This is a genomic window from Pseudomonas sp. R151218B TE3479 (assembly GCF_053629195.1).
Genome location: NZ_JBRJHV010000001.1, coordinates 5,665,497 through 5,680,462 on the forward strand (window position 1 = coordinate 5,665,497; position 14,966 = coordinate 5,680,462).

Annotated in this window: 14 protein-coding genes; 1 reads left to right on the top strand and 13 read right to left on the bottom strand. The window is 63.3% G+C overall.

Annotated features, from left to right (window positions below; all coding sequences use genetic code 11):
- Positions 1–16: 16 nt before the first annotated feature.
- Positions 17–679 (bottom strand): HAD-IA family hydrolase, encoded by a 663-nt coding sequence (locus tag AB7M32_RS24465; RefSeq protein ID WP_454251638.1) that lies wholly within the window; start codon positions 677–679, stop codon positions 17–19.
- The gene (gene rluC, locus AB7M32_RS24470) at positions 669–1,625 is read right to left on the bottom strand and encodes a 23S rRNA pseudouridine(955/2504/2580) synthase RluC (RefSeq protein ID WP_060743156.1); all 957 of its coding nucleotides are present in this window, start codon (positions 1,623–1,625) and stop codon (positions 669–671) included. The genes AB7M32_RS24465 and rluC overlap by 11 nt, the downstream gene beginning before the upstream one ends.
- Positions 1,626–2,324: 699 nt before the next feature.
- On the opposite strand from rluC, the gene rne reads away from it, so the two are divergent.
- Positions 2,325–5,516 carry a ribonuclease E gene (gene rne, locus AB7M32_RS24475; RefSeq protein ID WP_454251639.1) on the top strand — a complete coding sequence of 1,064 codons (3,192 nt, stop codon included), beginning with the start codon at positions 2,325–2,327 and terminating at the stop codon, positions 5,514–5,516.
- A gap of 223 nt (positions 5,517–5,739) precedes the next feature.
- Here the strand turns inward: rne and AB7M32_RS24480 are convergent, their stop codons facing one another.
- The 11 genes from AB7M32_RS24480 to AB7M32_RS24530 all read right to left on the bottom strand — a co-directional run bounded on the left by AB7M32_RS24480 (position 5,740) and on the right by AB7M32_RS24530 (position 14,902).
- Complete coding sequence (locus AB7M32_RS24480; protein WP_454251640.1) at positions 5,740–6,330, bottom strand: nucleotidyltransferase family protein; 591 nt, start codon at positions 6,328–6,330, stop codon at positions 5,740–5,742.
- A 20-nt stretch (positions 6,331–6,350) separates the two neighbouring features.
- Positions 6,351–7,322 (bottom strand): XdhC family protein, encoded by a 972-nt coding sequence (locus tag AB7M32_RS24485; RefSeq protein WP_454251641.1) that lies wholly within the window; start codon positions 7,320–7,322, stop codon positions 6,351–6,353.
- Positions 7,322–9,637, bottom strand: a complete 2,316-nt coding sequence (locus AB7M32_RS24490; RefSeq protein WP_454251642.1) for a molybdopterin cofactor-binding domain-containing protein — start codon at positions 9,635–9,637, stop codon at positions 7,322–7,324. Before AB7M32_RS24490 ends, AB7M32_RS24485 begins: the two co-directional genes overlap by 1 nt.
- Entirely contained in the window at positions 9,634–10,104 is a 471-nt protein-coding gene (locus AB7M32_RS24495; RefSeq protein WP_060741221.1) for a (2Fe-2S)-binding protein, read from the bottom strand. Before AB7M32_RS24495 ends, AB7M32_RS24490 begins: the two co-directional genes overlap by 4 nt.
- 278 nt (positions 10,105–10,382) lie before the next feature.
- Positions 10,383–11,402, bottom strand: coding sequence for a UDP-N-acetylmuramate dehydrogenase (murB, locus tag AB7M32_RS24500; RefSeq protein WP_454251643.1), 1,020 nt, complete (start codon positions 11,400–11,402; stop codon positions 10,383–10,385).
- Positions 11,399–11,863: a low molecular weight protein-tyrosine-phosphatase gene (locus tag AB7M32_RS24505; protein ID WP_072406342.1), complete on the bottom strand. Its 465-nt coding sequence runs from the start codon at positions 11,861–11,863 to the stop codon at positions 11,399–11,401. The genes murB and AB7M32_RS24505 overlap by 4 nt, the downstream gene beginning before the upstream one ends.
- Positions 11,863–12,627 (bottom strand): 3-deoxy-manno-octulosonate cytidylyltransferase, encoded by a 765-nt coding sequence (gene kdsB / locus AB7M32_RS24510; protein WP_454251644.1) that lies wholly within the window; start codon positions 12,625–12,627, stop codon positions 11,863–11,865. The genes AB7M32_RS24505 and kdsB overlap by 1 nt, the downstream gene beginning before the upstream one ends.
- Entirely contained in the window at positions 12,624–12,809 is a 186-nt protein-coding gene (locus AB7M32_RS24515; protein ID WP_003179363.1) for a Trm112 family protein, read from the bottom strand. The genes kdsB and AB7M32_RS24515 overlap by 4 nt, the downstream gene beginning before the upstream one ends.
- Positions 12,810–12,831: 22 nt before the next feature.
- Positions 12,832–13,842 (bottom strand): tetraacyldisaccharide 4'-kinase, encoded by a 1,011-nt coding sequence (gene lpxK / locus AB7M32_RS24520; protein ID WP_454251645.1) that lies wholly within the window; start codon positions 13,840–13,842, stop codon positions 12,832–12,834.
- A complete protein-coding gene (locus tag AB7M32_RS24525) occupies positions 13,842–14,270 on the bottom strand; it encodes an ExbD/TolR family protein (RefSeq protein ID WP_053123850.1) in 429 nt (142 codons plus the stop codon). The genes lpxK and AB7M32_RS24525 overlap by 1 nt, the downstream gene beginning before the upstream one ends.
- A complete protein-coding gene (locus AB7M32_RS24530; protein ID WP_162491247.1) occupies positions 14,267–14,902 on the bottom strand; it encodes a MotA/TolQ/ExbB proton channel family protein in 636 nt (211 codons plus the stop codon). The genes AB7M32_RS24525 and AB7M32_RS24530 overlap by 4 nt, the downstream gene beginning before the upstream one ends.
- Between the last annotated feature and the right edge of the window lie 64 nt (positions 14,903–14,966).

A 14,966-nucleotide genomic window follows, 5' to 3' on the forward strand; every position in this document is an offset into this window, starting at 1 on the left:
GCATCCTCAACAGACTTTAATCGGCGCGCCGGCTCAGCCAGGCGTGCAATTCAGGAAAATGGTCAATCGCCAGTCGCGGCTCGAACGCCTTGAGTGCCTCGATGGACTGCGCACCGTAGCTGACAGCCACCGAACCCATGCCGGCATTGCGCGCCATCTGCAGGTCGAACGAAGAATCCCCCACCATCAGCGCCTGCGCAGACTGCATCCCACAATGAGCCAGTATCTGCTCGAGCATCAGCGGATGCGGCTTGCTGGCCGTCTCATCGGCGGCACGGGTGATATCGAAATAATCGTCCCAACCATGGGCCTTCAATACCCGATCCAGCCCGCGACGAGCCTTGCCGGTCGCGACCGCCAAGCGATAACCCTCGCCCTTCAAGGTTTCAAGGGTATGAACCACGCCCTCGAACAACGGCGAAGGCTCGGCCTCCAGCGCAATGTAGTGATCGGCATAGTGCTGGCGAAAAATCACCAGCTCATCGTCGTCGATCTCCGGGTACAAACTGCGAATCGCTTCCGGCAACCCCAAGCCGATGATGCCCTTCACCGCAAAATCGTCGCATCGGGCAAAACCCGAGCGATCCGATGCGACATGCATCGACTCCACGATCCGACCGATGGAATTGGCAAGAGTGCCGTCCCAATCGAAGATCAGCAATTTGTAGTCAGGATGCACTCAACCGCTCCACGGTCTTGGCCCACATGTCATCCACCGGGGCCTGCAATTTCAGCTCGCCGCCATCGGGCAGCGGCACGGTGAGCATATAGGCGTGTAGAAACAGGCGTTTGCCGCCCAGGTCGCGGATTTCCTTGGTGAAATCGTCATCGCCGTATTTGCTGTCACCGGCGATGCAGTGGCCGGCGTGCAGGGTATGGACGCGGATCTGGTGCGTGCGCCCGGTCACCGGCTTGGCCTCGACCAAGGTGGCGAAGTCGTCGAAACGGCGCAATACCTTGAACACCGTCAGCGCCTCCTTGCCCTCCTCATTGACTTCGACCATGCGCTCGCCGGAACGCAAGTTGCTCTTGAGCAGCGGCGCACGCACTTGCTTGATGGAGGTTTCCCAGCGGCCACGCACCAGCGCCATGTAGCGCTTGTCGACGCCGTCGCCGCGCAATTGCTCGTGCAGGTGGCGCAACATGCTGCGCTTCTTGGCGATCATCAGCAGGCCGGACGTGTCGCGGTCGAGACGATGGACCAGTTCCAGCTCCTTGGCGTCCGGACGCAACTGACGAAAGGCTTCGATCACACCGAAATTCAGGCCGCTGCCGCCGTGAACCGCAATGCCCGCGGGCTTGTTGATCACAATCAGGGCCTTGTCTTCGTAGACGATCGAGGCTTCAAGGCGTTGCAACAATCCCTGGGCCAAGGGCACCGGCTCATCGCGCTCGGGCACGCGAACCGGCGGCACGCGCACGATGTCACCGGCCTGGAGCTTGTATTCGGGCTTGATCCGACCTTTGTTCACCCGCACTTCGCCTTTGCGCAAAATGCGGTAGATCAAGGTCTTGGGCACGCCTTTGAGCCGGGCCAGCAGGAAATTATCGATTCTTTGGCCGGCATATTCCGGCGAGACCTCGAGCAGTTGAACGCCAGGGGTCGAAGGGGCAGTAGTTGTCATGGCGGCGATCATAACAATTTTTTATGGAATTGAAGCACTTAATCATTGCTGCTATAGTCGCGAACGCCGCCAAAAGTGGCTGGACAGTGGACCAGCGGTCAAAAACCGGCCCTGACCAACGCAATTCACGAGGACGAGAGGCCGTCCTACGGGGCTTTCGCTACGTAACGGTAGAGTTTTCAGGTGTAACGAGCGCAGGTGACATGAGGCCTGAAATACGCCGCAAAGCAGAGTTTTGACTCGCCTTGCGCGCCACATTCACGGCCAGTTCACAAAGTGCAGTCAGCTGCGAACGACCCCGAGCGAGAGCTTCGGAAACAACGCCTAAATTAGCCATGATGCGTGACCTCCCCTTCCGGAGCTCACGGTAAATGCCAACCCGCTGCGGATTCTGCGCGCGGCAGCACCCGAATTATCAGGGATACGTGTAGGGTGGAGACGTACAACCGTCGGACTGTGTAGCACTAGGCTTATATTTAGACGCTTCATCTCGTCCACAGACGCCGGTTGATTCCTCCTCCTGACTGAGTGCTTGAGTACCAGCAAGCAGGACGCGTCCGTCGCGACTTCGCCATCATTGGGCCGAACTCGCTGGACACTGGAATGGCCTCGCCATCTCCAGGACGCACCTGACACCGACCGTGAGAAGTCGTGTGTGCCGAACGCCGTTTCCGGCAGCCCGGAAACCGACGGTACTACATGAAAAGAATGCTGATTAACGCAACTCAACCCGAAGAGTTGCGTGTTGCACTGGTAGACGGCCAGCGCCTCTACGACCTGGATATCGAATCCGGTGCACGCGAGCAGAAGAAGGCCAACATCTATAAAGGCCGGATTACTCGCATCGAACCAAGCCTTGAGGCTGCCTTTGTCGATTTCGGCTCCGAGCGCCATGGCTTCCTGCCCCTCAAAGAAATCTCCCGCGAATACTTCAAGAAGGCCCCTGAAGGCCGCGTCAACATCAAGGACGTCCTGAGCGAAGGCCAGGAAGTCATTGTCCAGGTGGAAAAAGAAGAACGTGGCAACAAGGGCGCCGCCCTGACCACCTTCATCAGCCTGGCCGGCCGTTACCTGGTCCTGATGCCGAACAACCCGCGTGCCGGCGGCATCTCCCGCCGCATCGAAGGCGAAGAGCGCAACGAACTGCGCGAGGCCCTCAACGGCCTGGTCGCGCCAGCCGACATGGGCTTGATCGTGCGCACTGCCGGCCTGGGCCGCAGCAGCGAAGAAATGCAGTGGGACCTCGACTACCTGCTGCAACTGTGGACCGCCATCAAAGAAGCCTCGCTGGATCGTTCCGCGCCGTTCCTGATCTACCAGGAAAGCAACGTGATCATCCGCGCCATCCGCGATTACCTGCGCCAGGACATCGGCGAAGTGCTGATCGACAGCGTCGAAGCCCAGGACGAAGCCCTGACCTTCATTCGCCAGGTGATGCCGCAGTACGCCAGCAAGATCAAGCTCTACGAAGACAGCGTTCCGCTGTTCAACCGTTTCCAGATCGAAAGCCAGATCGAAACCGCCTTCCAGCGCGTCGTCGAACTGCCGTCCGGCGGCTCCATCGTCATCGATCCGACCGAAGCCCTGGTGTCCATCGACATCAACTCGGCCCGCGCCACCAAAGGCAGCGACATCGAAGAAACCGCCCTGCAGACCAACCTTGAAGCGGCCGAGGAAATCGCCCGTCAGTTGCGCCTGCGCGACATCGGCGGCCTGATCGTCATCGACTTCATCGACATGACCCCGGCCAAGAACCAGCGCGCCGTGGAAGAAAAGGTCCGTGAATGCCTGGAAGCCGACCGCGCCCGCGTACAGGTCGGTCGCATCTCGCGCTTCGGCCTGCTGGAAATGTCCCGTCAGCGCCTGCGTCCATCCCTGGGCGAAAGCAGCGGCATCGTTTGCCCGCGCTGCAACGGCACCGGCATCATCCGTGACGTCGAGTCGCTGTCCCTGGCGATCCTGCGCCTGATCGAAGAAGAAGCCCTGAAAGACCGCACCGCCGAAGTTCGCGCCCAGGTGCCGATCCCGGTGGCGGCGTTCCTGCTCAACGAAAAACGCAACTCGATCACCAAGATCGAACTGCGCACCCGCGCCCGCATCGTCATCCTGCCGAACGATCACCTCGAGACACCGCACTTCGAAGTGCAGCGCCTGCGCGATGACAGTCCGGAAGCCCACACCAACCAGTCCAGCTACGAAATCGCTGCTGCCGCCGCCGAAGTGGAAGAAGTCCAGCCGGCCGCCGCCACTCGCACCCTGGTTCGCCAGGAAGCCGCGGTCAAGACTGCTCCGGCCCGCGCCAACGCTCCGGTTCCGACCGAAGTGGCCGCTCCGGTTGCCGCCCCGGCCGCAGCCCCCGAACCAAGCCTGTTCAAAGGCCTGGTGAAGTCGCTGGTCAGCCTGTTCGCCACCAAGGAAGAACCCGCTACCCCGGCCGTCGTCGCCAAGCCTGCCGCTACCGAGCGTCCTGCCCGCAACGAAGAACGCCGCAACGGCCGCCAGCAGACCCGCAACCGCAACGGTCGTCGCGATGAAGAGCGCAAGCCTCGCGAAGAACGTGCACCGCGTGAAGAACGTGCACCACGTGAGCCGCGTGAAGAACGCCAGCCGCGCGAAGCCCGTGAGGAAGCGCCAGCCGTAGCCCGCGAAGAACGCGCACCGCGTCCGCCGCGCGAAGAACGTCAGCCACGCGCACCGCGTGAAGACCGCAAGCCACGTGGCGAGCGCGAAGAACGTGTTCGTGAACTGCGCGAGCCACTGGATGCCGCCCCGGCTGTGGCTGCCGCCACCGCTGAAGAGCGTCCAGCCCGCCAGCCTCGTGAAGAACGCGCACCGCGTCCTCCACGTGAAGAACGCCAGCCACGCGCCGAGCAGGCAGCCGCCGCTGCCAGCGAAGAAGAAGTGCTGAACGCCGAAGAGCAGTTGCAGGAAGATGGCCAGGACACCGCCGAAGGCGATCGTCCACGCCGCCGCTCCCGTGGCCAGCGTCGTCGCAGCAACCGTCGTGAACGTCAACGCGACGCCAACGGCAACGTGATCGAAGGTTCGGAAGAGTCCGAATCCACCGAGAACGCCGAAGCGCCAAGCGCCGCGGACCTGGCCGCCGGCCTGGCCGTGACAGCGGCCGTTGCCAGCAGCGCGATCAGTGCCCCGGCTGAAGCCCAGGCTCACGAACAAGCCGAACGTGCCACCGCTGCGGTGGAAAGCGCGCCGGTCGAAGCGCCTGTGGTCGAAGCCACCACCCCGGTAGAAGCCACCGCCTCGCCAGAAGTGGAACTCGCACCGGCCCATGACGCCCAGCCTGAAGCCGAAGTCGCCGCCGAGCCTGCACCGGTCGTCGAGGCTCCAATCGTTACTGCCGAACCGGTCGTCGAAGCACCGGCCGAGGAAAAGGCACCAGAGCCTGTCCGCGAAGAGCAGACTGCGTTCAACTGGGCCGCCGAGCCAGCCGCACCGGCACCTGCTGTCGAGCCTGAGCCGGCCCCAGAGCCCGTGAAAGCGGTCGAGCCAGAAGTGATCGAGCCTGCTCCAGTGGTCGAGGCGCCGGTGGTTGCCGAAGCCCCTGCCCCGGTGGAAGAGCCTGCACCTGCCAGCGCCCTGACCGCGAATGGCCGTGCACCGAACGATCCACGTGAAGTGCGTCGTCGCAAGCGTGAAGCCGAGCGTCTGCAGAAGGAAGCCGAACAAGCTGCCGCTGCCGCCGCTCAAGCGCCTGCTGCCGAGCCAACTCCAGTCGTGGAAGAAGTCGCCGAGGCAGCCCCTGCCCCGGTCGCCGAAACCCCGGTTGAATCAGCTCCGACGTTCGACGAACCTCAGCACACCGCTGAAGAAATCGCGCCGCGTCACCCTGAAGCCCTGGAAAAAGAGCACGAGCCTAAACCTCACGCCTGATTCCACCGCCCAGTAAAAAGCCCCGCCTGGTAACCCCAGGCGGGGCTTTTTTATGCCTTCAGACTTATCCACAGGGGACTGGAACCAGGCACAAGACTTAGCCCACTGAAGATCCAATGTGGGAGCGAGCTTGCTCGCGATGGCGCCGGGTCAGCTTGCCTCAATGCTGAAGTCAGACCGCTTTCGCGAGCAAGCTCGCTCCCACTGGGTTCCGCGTCGCCTGTTATTTGAAGACCAGGGCCTCTGGCACATCGACATCCCACGTCACGCCAGGGTCGTCCACCGGCACTTCGACCACTTGCGCCCCGGCAAACAACACCTTGGCCCCCCGATCGCCGGTCAATGCCATCAGTTTCGGCCCAAACTCACCACCGAACCCCACCGGATGCCCATACTCACCGGCCAGGACCGGCACGCTGATGCCGTCCGCGCGAATCGCCGCCACCACCTGCTCGATGCTCGACGGCAGGATGAAGGGCATGTCGCCCAGCACCATCAGCCAGCCATCAAGCTCAGGGCAGGCATGGACACCGGCGGCAATGCTGTCGCCCAAGCCAGGGGAGTCCAGCTCCACAAAATCGCAGCCATAGGCCTGGGCCATGCGAATGGCTTGCGGCCGGTCCTTGCGCGCTACCAGCACGCGCCTTTCCAGGAAGGCTGGCAGATTCACCAACACGTGCTCGATCACCGAACGCACGGCACCGTCACGCCCAGTGCAATCGGCGAGCAATTTATCCTTGCCGGGGCCTGCAATCCGGCGAAAACGGCTGCCCGTTCCGGCCGCCAGTATGATCACGCCAATCGACTCGCTCATACGCCCTCCTTACCCACGGCTTACAGCGTTTTTTTCTGCCGCAGTTCCACGCCGTTCTTGATGGCCACGATTTCGGCCAGTAGCGACAAGGCGATTTCCGCCGGGGTGTGGCTGCCGATGTGCAAGCCGATCGGCCCATGCAAGCGGTCAATCGCCTCCGCAGACAAGCCTAGCTGAGCCAGGTTGTCCCGGCGTTTCTGGCTGTTGACCCGCGAACCCAGGGCGCCGACATAAAACGCCTTGGAGTCCAGGGCCGTGAGCAGCGCCATGTCGTCCAGGCGTGGATCATGGGTCAACGCCACAATGGCCGTGCGCTCGTCGGTCTGGATGCTCAACACGGCTTCGTCGGGCATCCCCGAGACGAAGCGCCCATGCTGCTCCTCCCAACCATAGACGAACTCCTTGCGCGGATCACAGATCAGCACTTCGAAGTCCAGCAGCCGAGCCATTTCCGCCACGTAGCGCGACAATTGCCCGGCACCGATCAACAGCAACCGCCAACGCGGGCCGTAAATGGCCCGCAGCACCTGCCCATCGAACACCAGCACGTCGGTCTTGCTGGCCGGGGTCAGGACCACGTTGCCGCTGGCGACCGTCAGTTCACGGGCGACAATTTCATGGGCTTCGCAGCGCTCCAGCAGTTCGGTGACCCACTGCGGATCGCCCACCCGCTCTTCGGTCAGGCGCAGGGTGCCGCCGCACGGCAGGCCGAATCGCGCCGCTTCTTCGCGGGTGACGCCATAGGTGATCAGTTGCACCGGTGGACCGTCCGCCGGAATACGGCCGTCGTGCAGCCGGGCAATCAGGTCATCCTCGACACAACCGCCCGACACCGAACCGATCACCACGCCATCTTCGCGCAGGGCCAGCATCGCCCCCGGCGGCCTTGGCGCAGTGCCCCAGGTCTGGACCACGGTGAACAACACCACCCGCTGCCCGGCGCGGCGCCACTCGAGCACGCTGCGCAGGACATTCAGATCGACGCTGTCCATCAGGCCTTGGCCTGTTGCCAGCCTTGCAGCTGATAACGCACAGGCAGGTTACGGATACGCTGGCCGGTGGCGGCGAAAATCGCGTTGCACAGGGCCGGCGCAATCGGCGGCACGCCCGGCTCGCCAACACCCCCCAACGGTACCTCACCCGGCGGCGTGACCAGATGCACGGCCACTTCCTTGGGCGCCAGGGACATGCGCGCCACTTCGTACATATGGAAATTGTCCTGCTGCACCTTGCCGTCCTTGAAACTGATTTCTCCCACCATGGCATTGCCCAGGCCCATGACGCAGGCGCCTTCGAATTGGGAGCGGATGCGCTCGGGGTTGATCTGCGGGCCGCAGTCCACGGCGATGTCCGCCTTGTGCACGATCACCGTGCCATCGTCCTTGACCTCCACCTCGAGCACCGCCGCCACGTAGGTGACGAAGCTGTAGTGCACCGCCAGCCCCAGGCCACGGCCCTTGGGTAGCTTCCGGCCCCAACCGGCGGCCTGCGCGGCGGTTTCCAGCACCGTGCGGATCCGCGCCGTATCAATCGGGTAACGCTCGGGGGATTCGCCGTAGTTCCATTCTTCGCTCAAGGTACGCGGATCGATCTTACGATCCGGCCCGAGCAATTTGACCTGGTACTTCAGCGGATCCTGGCCGGCTTTATGGGCCAGTTCGTCAATGAAGCTCTGGATTGCGAAGCCGTGAGGAATGTTCGACACCGAGCGATACCAGCCCACCCGGGCATGGGCCACCGCTTCGGGGTTTTCCAGACGCAGGTTGGGAATGGCGTAGGCCATGTTGGTCACGCCCATGCCTATTTCGAACGGCGCCTCGTGAGTCATGCCCGGTGCGAACAGTGCGGTGATGCTCGGCGCTACGGTGCGGTGCAGCCAACCGGACGGCATACCGTCCTGGTTCAGGCCGGCCTTGAGGTATTCGGCCGATACAGTATGGAAATACGAGTGATGAATGTCGTCCTCGCGGGTCCATTGCACCCGTATTGCCTGGCCGGGAAATTCCTTGGCGAGGACCGCCGCTTCGACGACAAAGTCGGGTTTCGACTTGCGTCCGAAACCGCCGCCCAGCAACGTGATGTTCACCGTGACCTTTTCGAAAGGAATCCCCAGGCGTTCGGCGACACGTTCACGGGTCACCTGCGGCGCCTGGCTCGGCGCCCAAGCCTCGCATTGGCCGTCCTTGAACCGGGCGACCGCAACCATCGGTTCCATGGGGGACTGGGACAGGTGCGGCAAGTAATACGACGCCTCCAACGTCGAATCAGCCTTGGCCAGCGCATCGTCGAGGTCACCGCTGCTGCGCACGACTTTTCCAGGCTTGAGGGCGGCCGCTTCCAGTTCCTTGCGATAGGCAATGGAGTCATAACCGGCATTCGGGCCGTCGTCCCACTGGATTTTCAGCGCCTCGCGGCCCTTGATCGCCGCCCAGGTGTTCTTCGCCACCACTGCTACGCCGCCCAATGGCTGGAATTCCGAGGGCAGCGGACGTGCCTCTATCTGGACCACCTTGACCACGCCCGGTACCTTCAGCGCCGCGCTACTGTCCACGCTCTTGACCTTGCCGCCATAGACCGGCGGACGCGCGATGACCGCATAGAGCATGCCGTCGAAATGCACATCGGCACCAAACACCGCACGACCGTTGACAATGTCCGCGCCATCGATGGCCCGGCTTGCTTCCTTGCCGATGTAGCGGAACTCGGCTGGCTGCTTGAGACGCAAGCTGTCACGGGCCGGCACCGGCAAGGCACTGGCGGCGGCGGCCAACTCTCCATAGCCCAGTTCACGTCCCGACGGCTGGTGCAGCACTTTGTGCAGTTGGGCATGGCATTCACCCACCGGGACCTTCCACTGTGCGGCAGCGGCCAGTTCCAGCATGGTCCGGGCGGCAGCCCCGCAACGGCGCATCGGCTCGTACCAGTGACGCATGCTGCGCGAACCGTCGGTGTCCTGGTTGCCGAAACGCGCCTCATCGGCCGGCGCCTGCTTGACCTTGACGAGCGCCCAGTCAGCGTCCAGTTCGTCGGCGACCACCATGCTCAGGCTGGTGCGCACGCCCTGGCCCATTTCCGAACGGTTGCAGACCACGGTCACGCTGCCATCGGTGGCTATGCTGACGTACACCTTCGGGTCGTCGACCGCGCCATGGGGCATGCCCTCGGCGCCGAATTTCTTTTCCTCGGCAAAGGCATCCGACAGGCCCCACGTCGCCGCCAGCACCAGCACGCCGGTGGCGCTCGCACCCTTGAGGAAACCACGGCGGCTGAGGTTGCTCAGCACGAAATCATCGGGCAAGCGGCTCATGCCTTGGCCTCCTTCAGGTGAGTGGAAGCCTGGCGGATCGCGGTCTTGATCCGGTTATACGTGCCGCAACGGCAGATGTTGCCGACCATGGCTTCTTCGATCTGCTCATCGCTCGGGTTGGGGTTGGTCTTGAGCAATGCGGTGGCGGACATGATCTGCCCGCCCTGGCAGTAACCGCACTGGGCCACCGCCGTGTCGAGCCAGGCCTTCTGGACGATTTGCCCGACCGGGTCGGCATGAAGCCCGTCGATGGTGCTGACGTCCTGCCCTTTCACCGAGCCGATGGGTGTGATGCAACTGCGCGCCGGGGCGCCGTCGATGTGGATGGTGCAGGCGCCACACAGGCCCAGGCCACAGCCGAACTTGGTGCCGTTGTAACCGGCCACATCCCGGATAGCCCACAGCAGCGGCATGTCCTCGGTCACATCCAGTTGATGGTCTTTTCCATTGAGTTTCAGGGTAATCATGGGCACGCCCGCATAGTGATCGAGTTATGGGGTCGAGCAATCTGCCGCTTAGGTAACAGGTCGGTTGTCGCAGACTGGCTCAGGCTGATCGGGCTCTCTTATGCCGGCGCACGCAGGCGTCTGCATCGGGCCTTTAGGATGCGATGATCGCATCGTTAGCGAACTAAATTAACCCAGGATCAAGCAAAACGCCCTGCACAATCCTGCACAAATGATCTGTGCGTGATTGTGGCAGGGCGTTGTCAGTTGATCGCGAGCAAGCTTTGCTCCCGCCGCGCTCAGTACCGATTGGGCTCCATTTCCAGCTCGACCTGGAAACGTTCGGCAATGTCTTTCTGGATGCGCAGGGCCAGGTCCAACAGTTGCGGGCCCGTGGCATTGCCGTAGTTGACCAGCACCAACGCCTGCAACTTGTGCACCCCGGCATCACCCTCGCGAACCCCCTTCCAGCCGGCCCGTTCGATCAGCCAGCCGGCGGCGATTTTCATCTGCCCTCCGGGCTGTGGATAAGCCACAAGATCAGGGTATTGCTGCTTGAGATACGCCACGTGCGTGGCCGGCACCAGTGGGTTCTTGAAGAAGCTGCCGGCATTGCCAAGCATGGCCGGGTCGGGGAGTTTTTCGCTGCGGATGCTGCAAATGGCCCGGCTCACATCCGTGGGCGTCGGCTGATCGATGCCCTGTTCGGTCAATCGCTGGCGGACCGGGCCGTACTCCAAATGCAAGTGTGCGGCGCGGCTAAGGGCAAAGCGCACCCGCAGGATCAACCAGCGACCCGCTTGCTGTTTGAACAGGCTGTCGCGATAAGCAAACCGACAGTCTTCAAGGGTGAAGTCCCTCAGCTCGCCGGTCTGGCGATCCAGCGCTGTGAGGCCGGCGAAGACATCCTTGATCTCCACGCCATAGGCGCCGATGTTTTGCATGGGTGCCGCGCCTACGGTACCGGGAATCAGGCTGAGGTTTTCCAGGCCCGACCAACCTTGCGCCAGCGTATGTTGGACGAAGGGATGCCAGGGTTCCCCGGCTTCGGCCTCGATCACCACCCGTTGGCCATCATCGCTGAGCAAGCGGATCCCCTGGCTGGCCATGCGCAGCACCAAGGCGTCGATGTCGCCGGTCAGCAACAGGTTGCTGCCGCCGCCGATCACCAGCAACGGCACGGCATGCTCCCTGGCATAGGCCAGCGCCTGGCGGACATCCTCATCGTCGTGGGCTTCGGCGAACAACCGGGCGCTGACGTCCACGCCAAAACTGTTGAAGGGCTTGAGGCTGACGCCCGCCCGTACCTGCCAGGTCATAACCGCCCCTTCAATTCGATCACCAGGCGATCGGTGGCCCGCTCGATCAAGTCCAACACCTGCTCGAAGCCCTGCTCGCCGTCGTAGTACGGATCCGGCACGTCATCGAGTTCGGCTTCGTAGCGCCGCAGGAACAGATCCAGCTCGGCCTTGGCATTGGCCGGTTGCAGGGCCTGGAGATTGCGCAGGTTGCTGCTGTCCATCGCCAGGATCAGGTCATAAGCGGCGAAATCGGCGCGCGTCACCTGTTGCGCGCGCTGGGCCGACAAGTCATAGCCACGCTTCAAGGCCGCCGCCTGGCTGCGCTTGTCCGGGGCTTTGCCGACATGCCAGTCACCGGTGCCGGCGGAAGCGACTTCCACCTGCCCGGCCAGCCCGGCCTCTCGCAACTTGTGGCGCAAGATGCCTTCGGCGGTGGGCGAGCGGCAGATATTGCCGAGGCAGACGAACAGAACCCGCATCAGGCCTCCAGCAGGCGGCGAACGCGCTCGAGGTCTTCGGCGGTGTCGACACCGGTCGGCGGGGCCACCAACGCATCGGCGACATGGATCCGCACGCCATGCCACAGCGCTCGCAGCTGTTCCAGGGCTTCAGTGTTTTCCAGCCAGCACGGGCCCCAGGCGACGAAGTCCTGGAGGAAGCCGGCGCGGTAGGCGTAGATGCCGATGTGACGACGGTACGGCACGCCTTGTGGCATCACGTCGCGACCTTGGGCGAATGCATCCCGCGCCCAAGGCAACGTCGCACGGCTGAAGGTCAACGCCAGGCCATTGAGGTCGCTGACCACCTTGACCACGTTGGGGTTGAACAGGGTCTGCACATCCTCGATCGGCTCGGCCAGGGTGGCCATGCGCGCTTCGGTGTGGGCCGCGAGGTTGGCGGCGACCTGATCGATCACGCTCGGCGGGATCAACGGCTCGTCACCTTGTACATTGACCACGATCGCGTCGGCGGCAAGACCGAGCTTCGCCGCGACCTCCGCCAGGCGATCGGTACCGGAATTATGGTCTTCGCGCGTCAGCACGACCTCGGCGCCAAAGCCTTTGCAGGCCTCGACGATGCGCGCATCGTCAGTCGCCACCACCACGCGCTGGGCGCTGCTTTTACTGGCTTGCTCCCAGACATGCTGGATCATCGGCTTGCCGGCGATCGACAGCAACGGCTTGCCGGGCAGGCGCGTCGAGGCGAAACGCGACGGAATGACAACGGTAAAGGCGGTGGTCATTTATCCAGGCGCTCGTCGGTGGTCAGGGTGCGGGCTTCGCTTTCGAGCATCACCGGGATGCCGTCGCGAATCGGGTAGGCCAGGCCGGCACCCTTGCTGATCAGTTCGGTCTTGTCCGCGCTGAGCTTGAGCGGACCTTTGCAGACCGGGCAGGCCAGAATATCGAGCAGTTTGGTGTCCATGGAATTCCCCTGGGTAAAGGTGTTAAGGCAAGAGCCGATCCGGCAACAGGCGCATCAACTGCGTATCGAACCAGGCCGCGAAGGCCGGCGACGGCGCGGCGTCCACCGCCAGGTACCACCAGTCGGGCGCGGCGAAGGCACGGCATTTGACCGCGTCTTTTTCCGTCATGACCACCGGCAGGGATGGCGTGAAGTTCAAGGCCTGGGCGCTGTATTCGGCATGGTCGGCAAACCCGTGCGGTATTGGCCGCCAGTGTAGCGTTTCGAGGGTCTTGAAGAAACGCTGGGGGTTGCCGATGCCGGCCACGGCGTGCAGGGCTTGGCCGGGTGGAAAATGATCGAGGGGGCGGCGTTCGCCACTGGCCAGGTTCACCAGTTCGGTGGGACGCAATTGGAAGGCGAAGCCGTCTTCGCGGTCGGCACTGGCGCCGTTGTACAGCACGGCGTCGACCGATTGCAGGCGCTCGACCGGCTCGCGCAATGGCCCGGCGGGCAGGCAACGCCGGTTGCCCAGGCCCCGGGCGCTATCGATCAGCACCAGCTCAAGGTCCCGGGCCAGCCGATAATGCTGCATGCCGTCGTCGGACAGGATCAGGTCCAGCGGCTCGGCCTCCAGCAGCGCCTGGACCGCGCGGCTACGGTCGGGGTCGATCATCAACGGCACGCCCGTGCGCTGGACGATCAACAGCGGCTCGTCTCCAGCGACATCGGCGCCCTGCTCGGCCGCGACCCGCCACGGCAGTTGCGGCGGCTTGGCGCCATAGCCCCGGCTGACCACCCCGACTCGCAAGCCACTGCGCTGGCAGTGCTGGATCAGCCACAGGATCAACGGCGTCTTGCCAGTGCCACCCACGGTGATATTGCCCACCACTACCAACGGCACCGGGGGCTGGTAGATCTGGCCTTCACCCGCGAGGAAACGCTTGCGCTTGCCCACCACCACTCGCCGGTACAACCACTCCAGGGGTCGTAGCAGGGTCAGGGCCGGGTGGCCTTCGTACCACGCGGAAAGCAATCGATCGGACATGGCCATCAGGGTGCGGGAGCCGCCTCGACCGTGGTCATGCGCAGATGGCTGAAACCGAGCTTGCCGGCCGCGTCCATGGCGGTGATCACCGATTGATGAGGGGTCTTGCCGTCGGCGCTGATGGACAGCGGCAGATTGGTATCACCGCCGGATTCTTTCTGCAGGGCCTCGATCAGGCTCGCCAGGTCGCTCTTGGGCAGCAACTGATTATTCACCGAGAACGCCCCTTCGGCGCTGATGGTGACTTCCAGGTTCTTCAATTGCTGGTCTTCGGCCGGCGAGCCGCTGACGGCTTGCGGCAATTCAACCTTGAGCTGGGTTTCCCGGGTGAACGTGGTGGTCACGACGAAAAACAGCAGCAGGATGAACACCACGTCGATCAGCGAGGCAAGGTTGATCTCGATGTTTTCCCGTGGCTTGCGGCGGAATTTCACTGCTTGCCCCCAGCCAGGTCCACGTCACGGTCACCCTGCACCACCTCGACCAGCTTGATGGCTTCCTGCTCCATGCCAACGACCAACTCGTCGACGCGCCGTTGCAGGAACCGATGGAAGAACACCGCCGGAATACCCACCATCAGGCCGGCGGCGGTGGTGATCAGGGCCTTGGAAATCCCCCCGGCCAGCACCGCGGCGTTAGTGGTCATGCCAGAGCCGGTAAACGCGCTGAAGATGTCGATCATGCCCAGCACCGTCCCCAGCAGGCCCAGCAGCGGGGACATGGCAGCGATGGTGCCCAGGGCGTTGATATAGCGCTCCAGTTCATGGATGACCCGGGCGGCGGCTTCCTCGATGCACTCCTTCATGATCTCGCGACCATGCTTGGAGTTCGCCAGGCCCGCGGCGAGGATTTCCCCCAGCGGCGAACTGGCCCGCAGCTCCTTGAGCTTGTCCTTGTTCAGCTGCTTGTCCTTGATCCAGACCCAGACCTGCCCGAGCAGATGCTCCGGAGTCACGCGGCTGGCCCGCAGGGTCCACAGGCGTTCGGCAACGATACCCAGTGCCGCGATGGAACTCAGAATGATCGGCAACATCATCCAGCCGCCGGATTTGACCAATTCCCACACAGTGACTGCCCCCTCGAAAAAGTGCGCCACTTTATCACACAGACTCGCCTTGCAGACCCGCCCC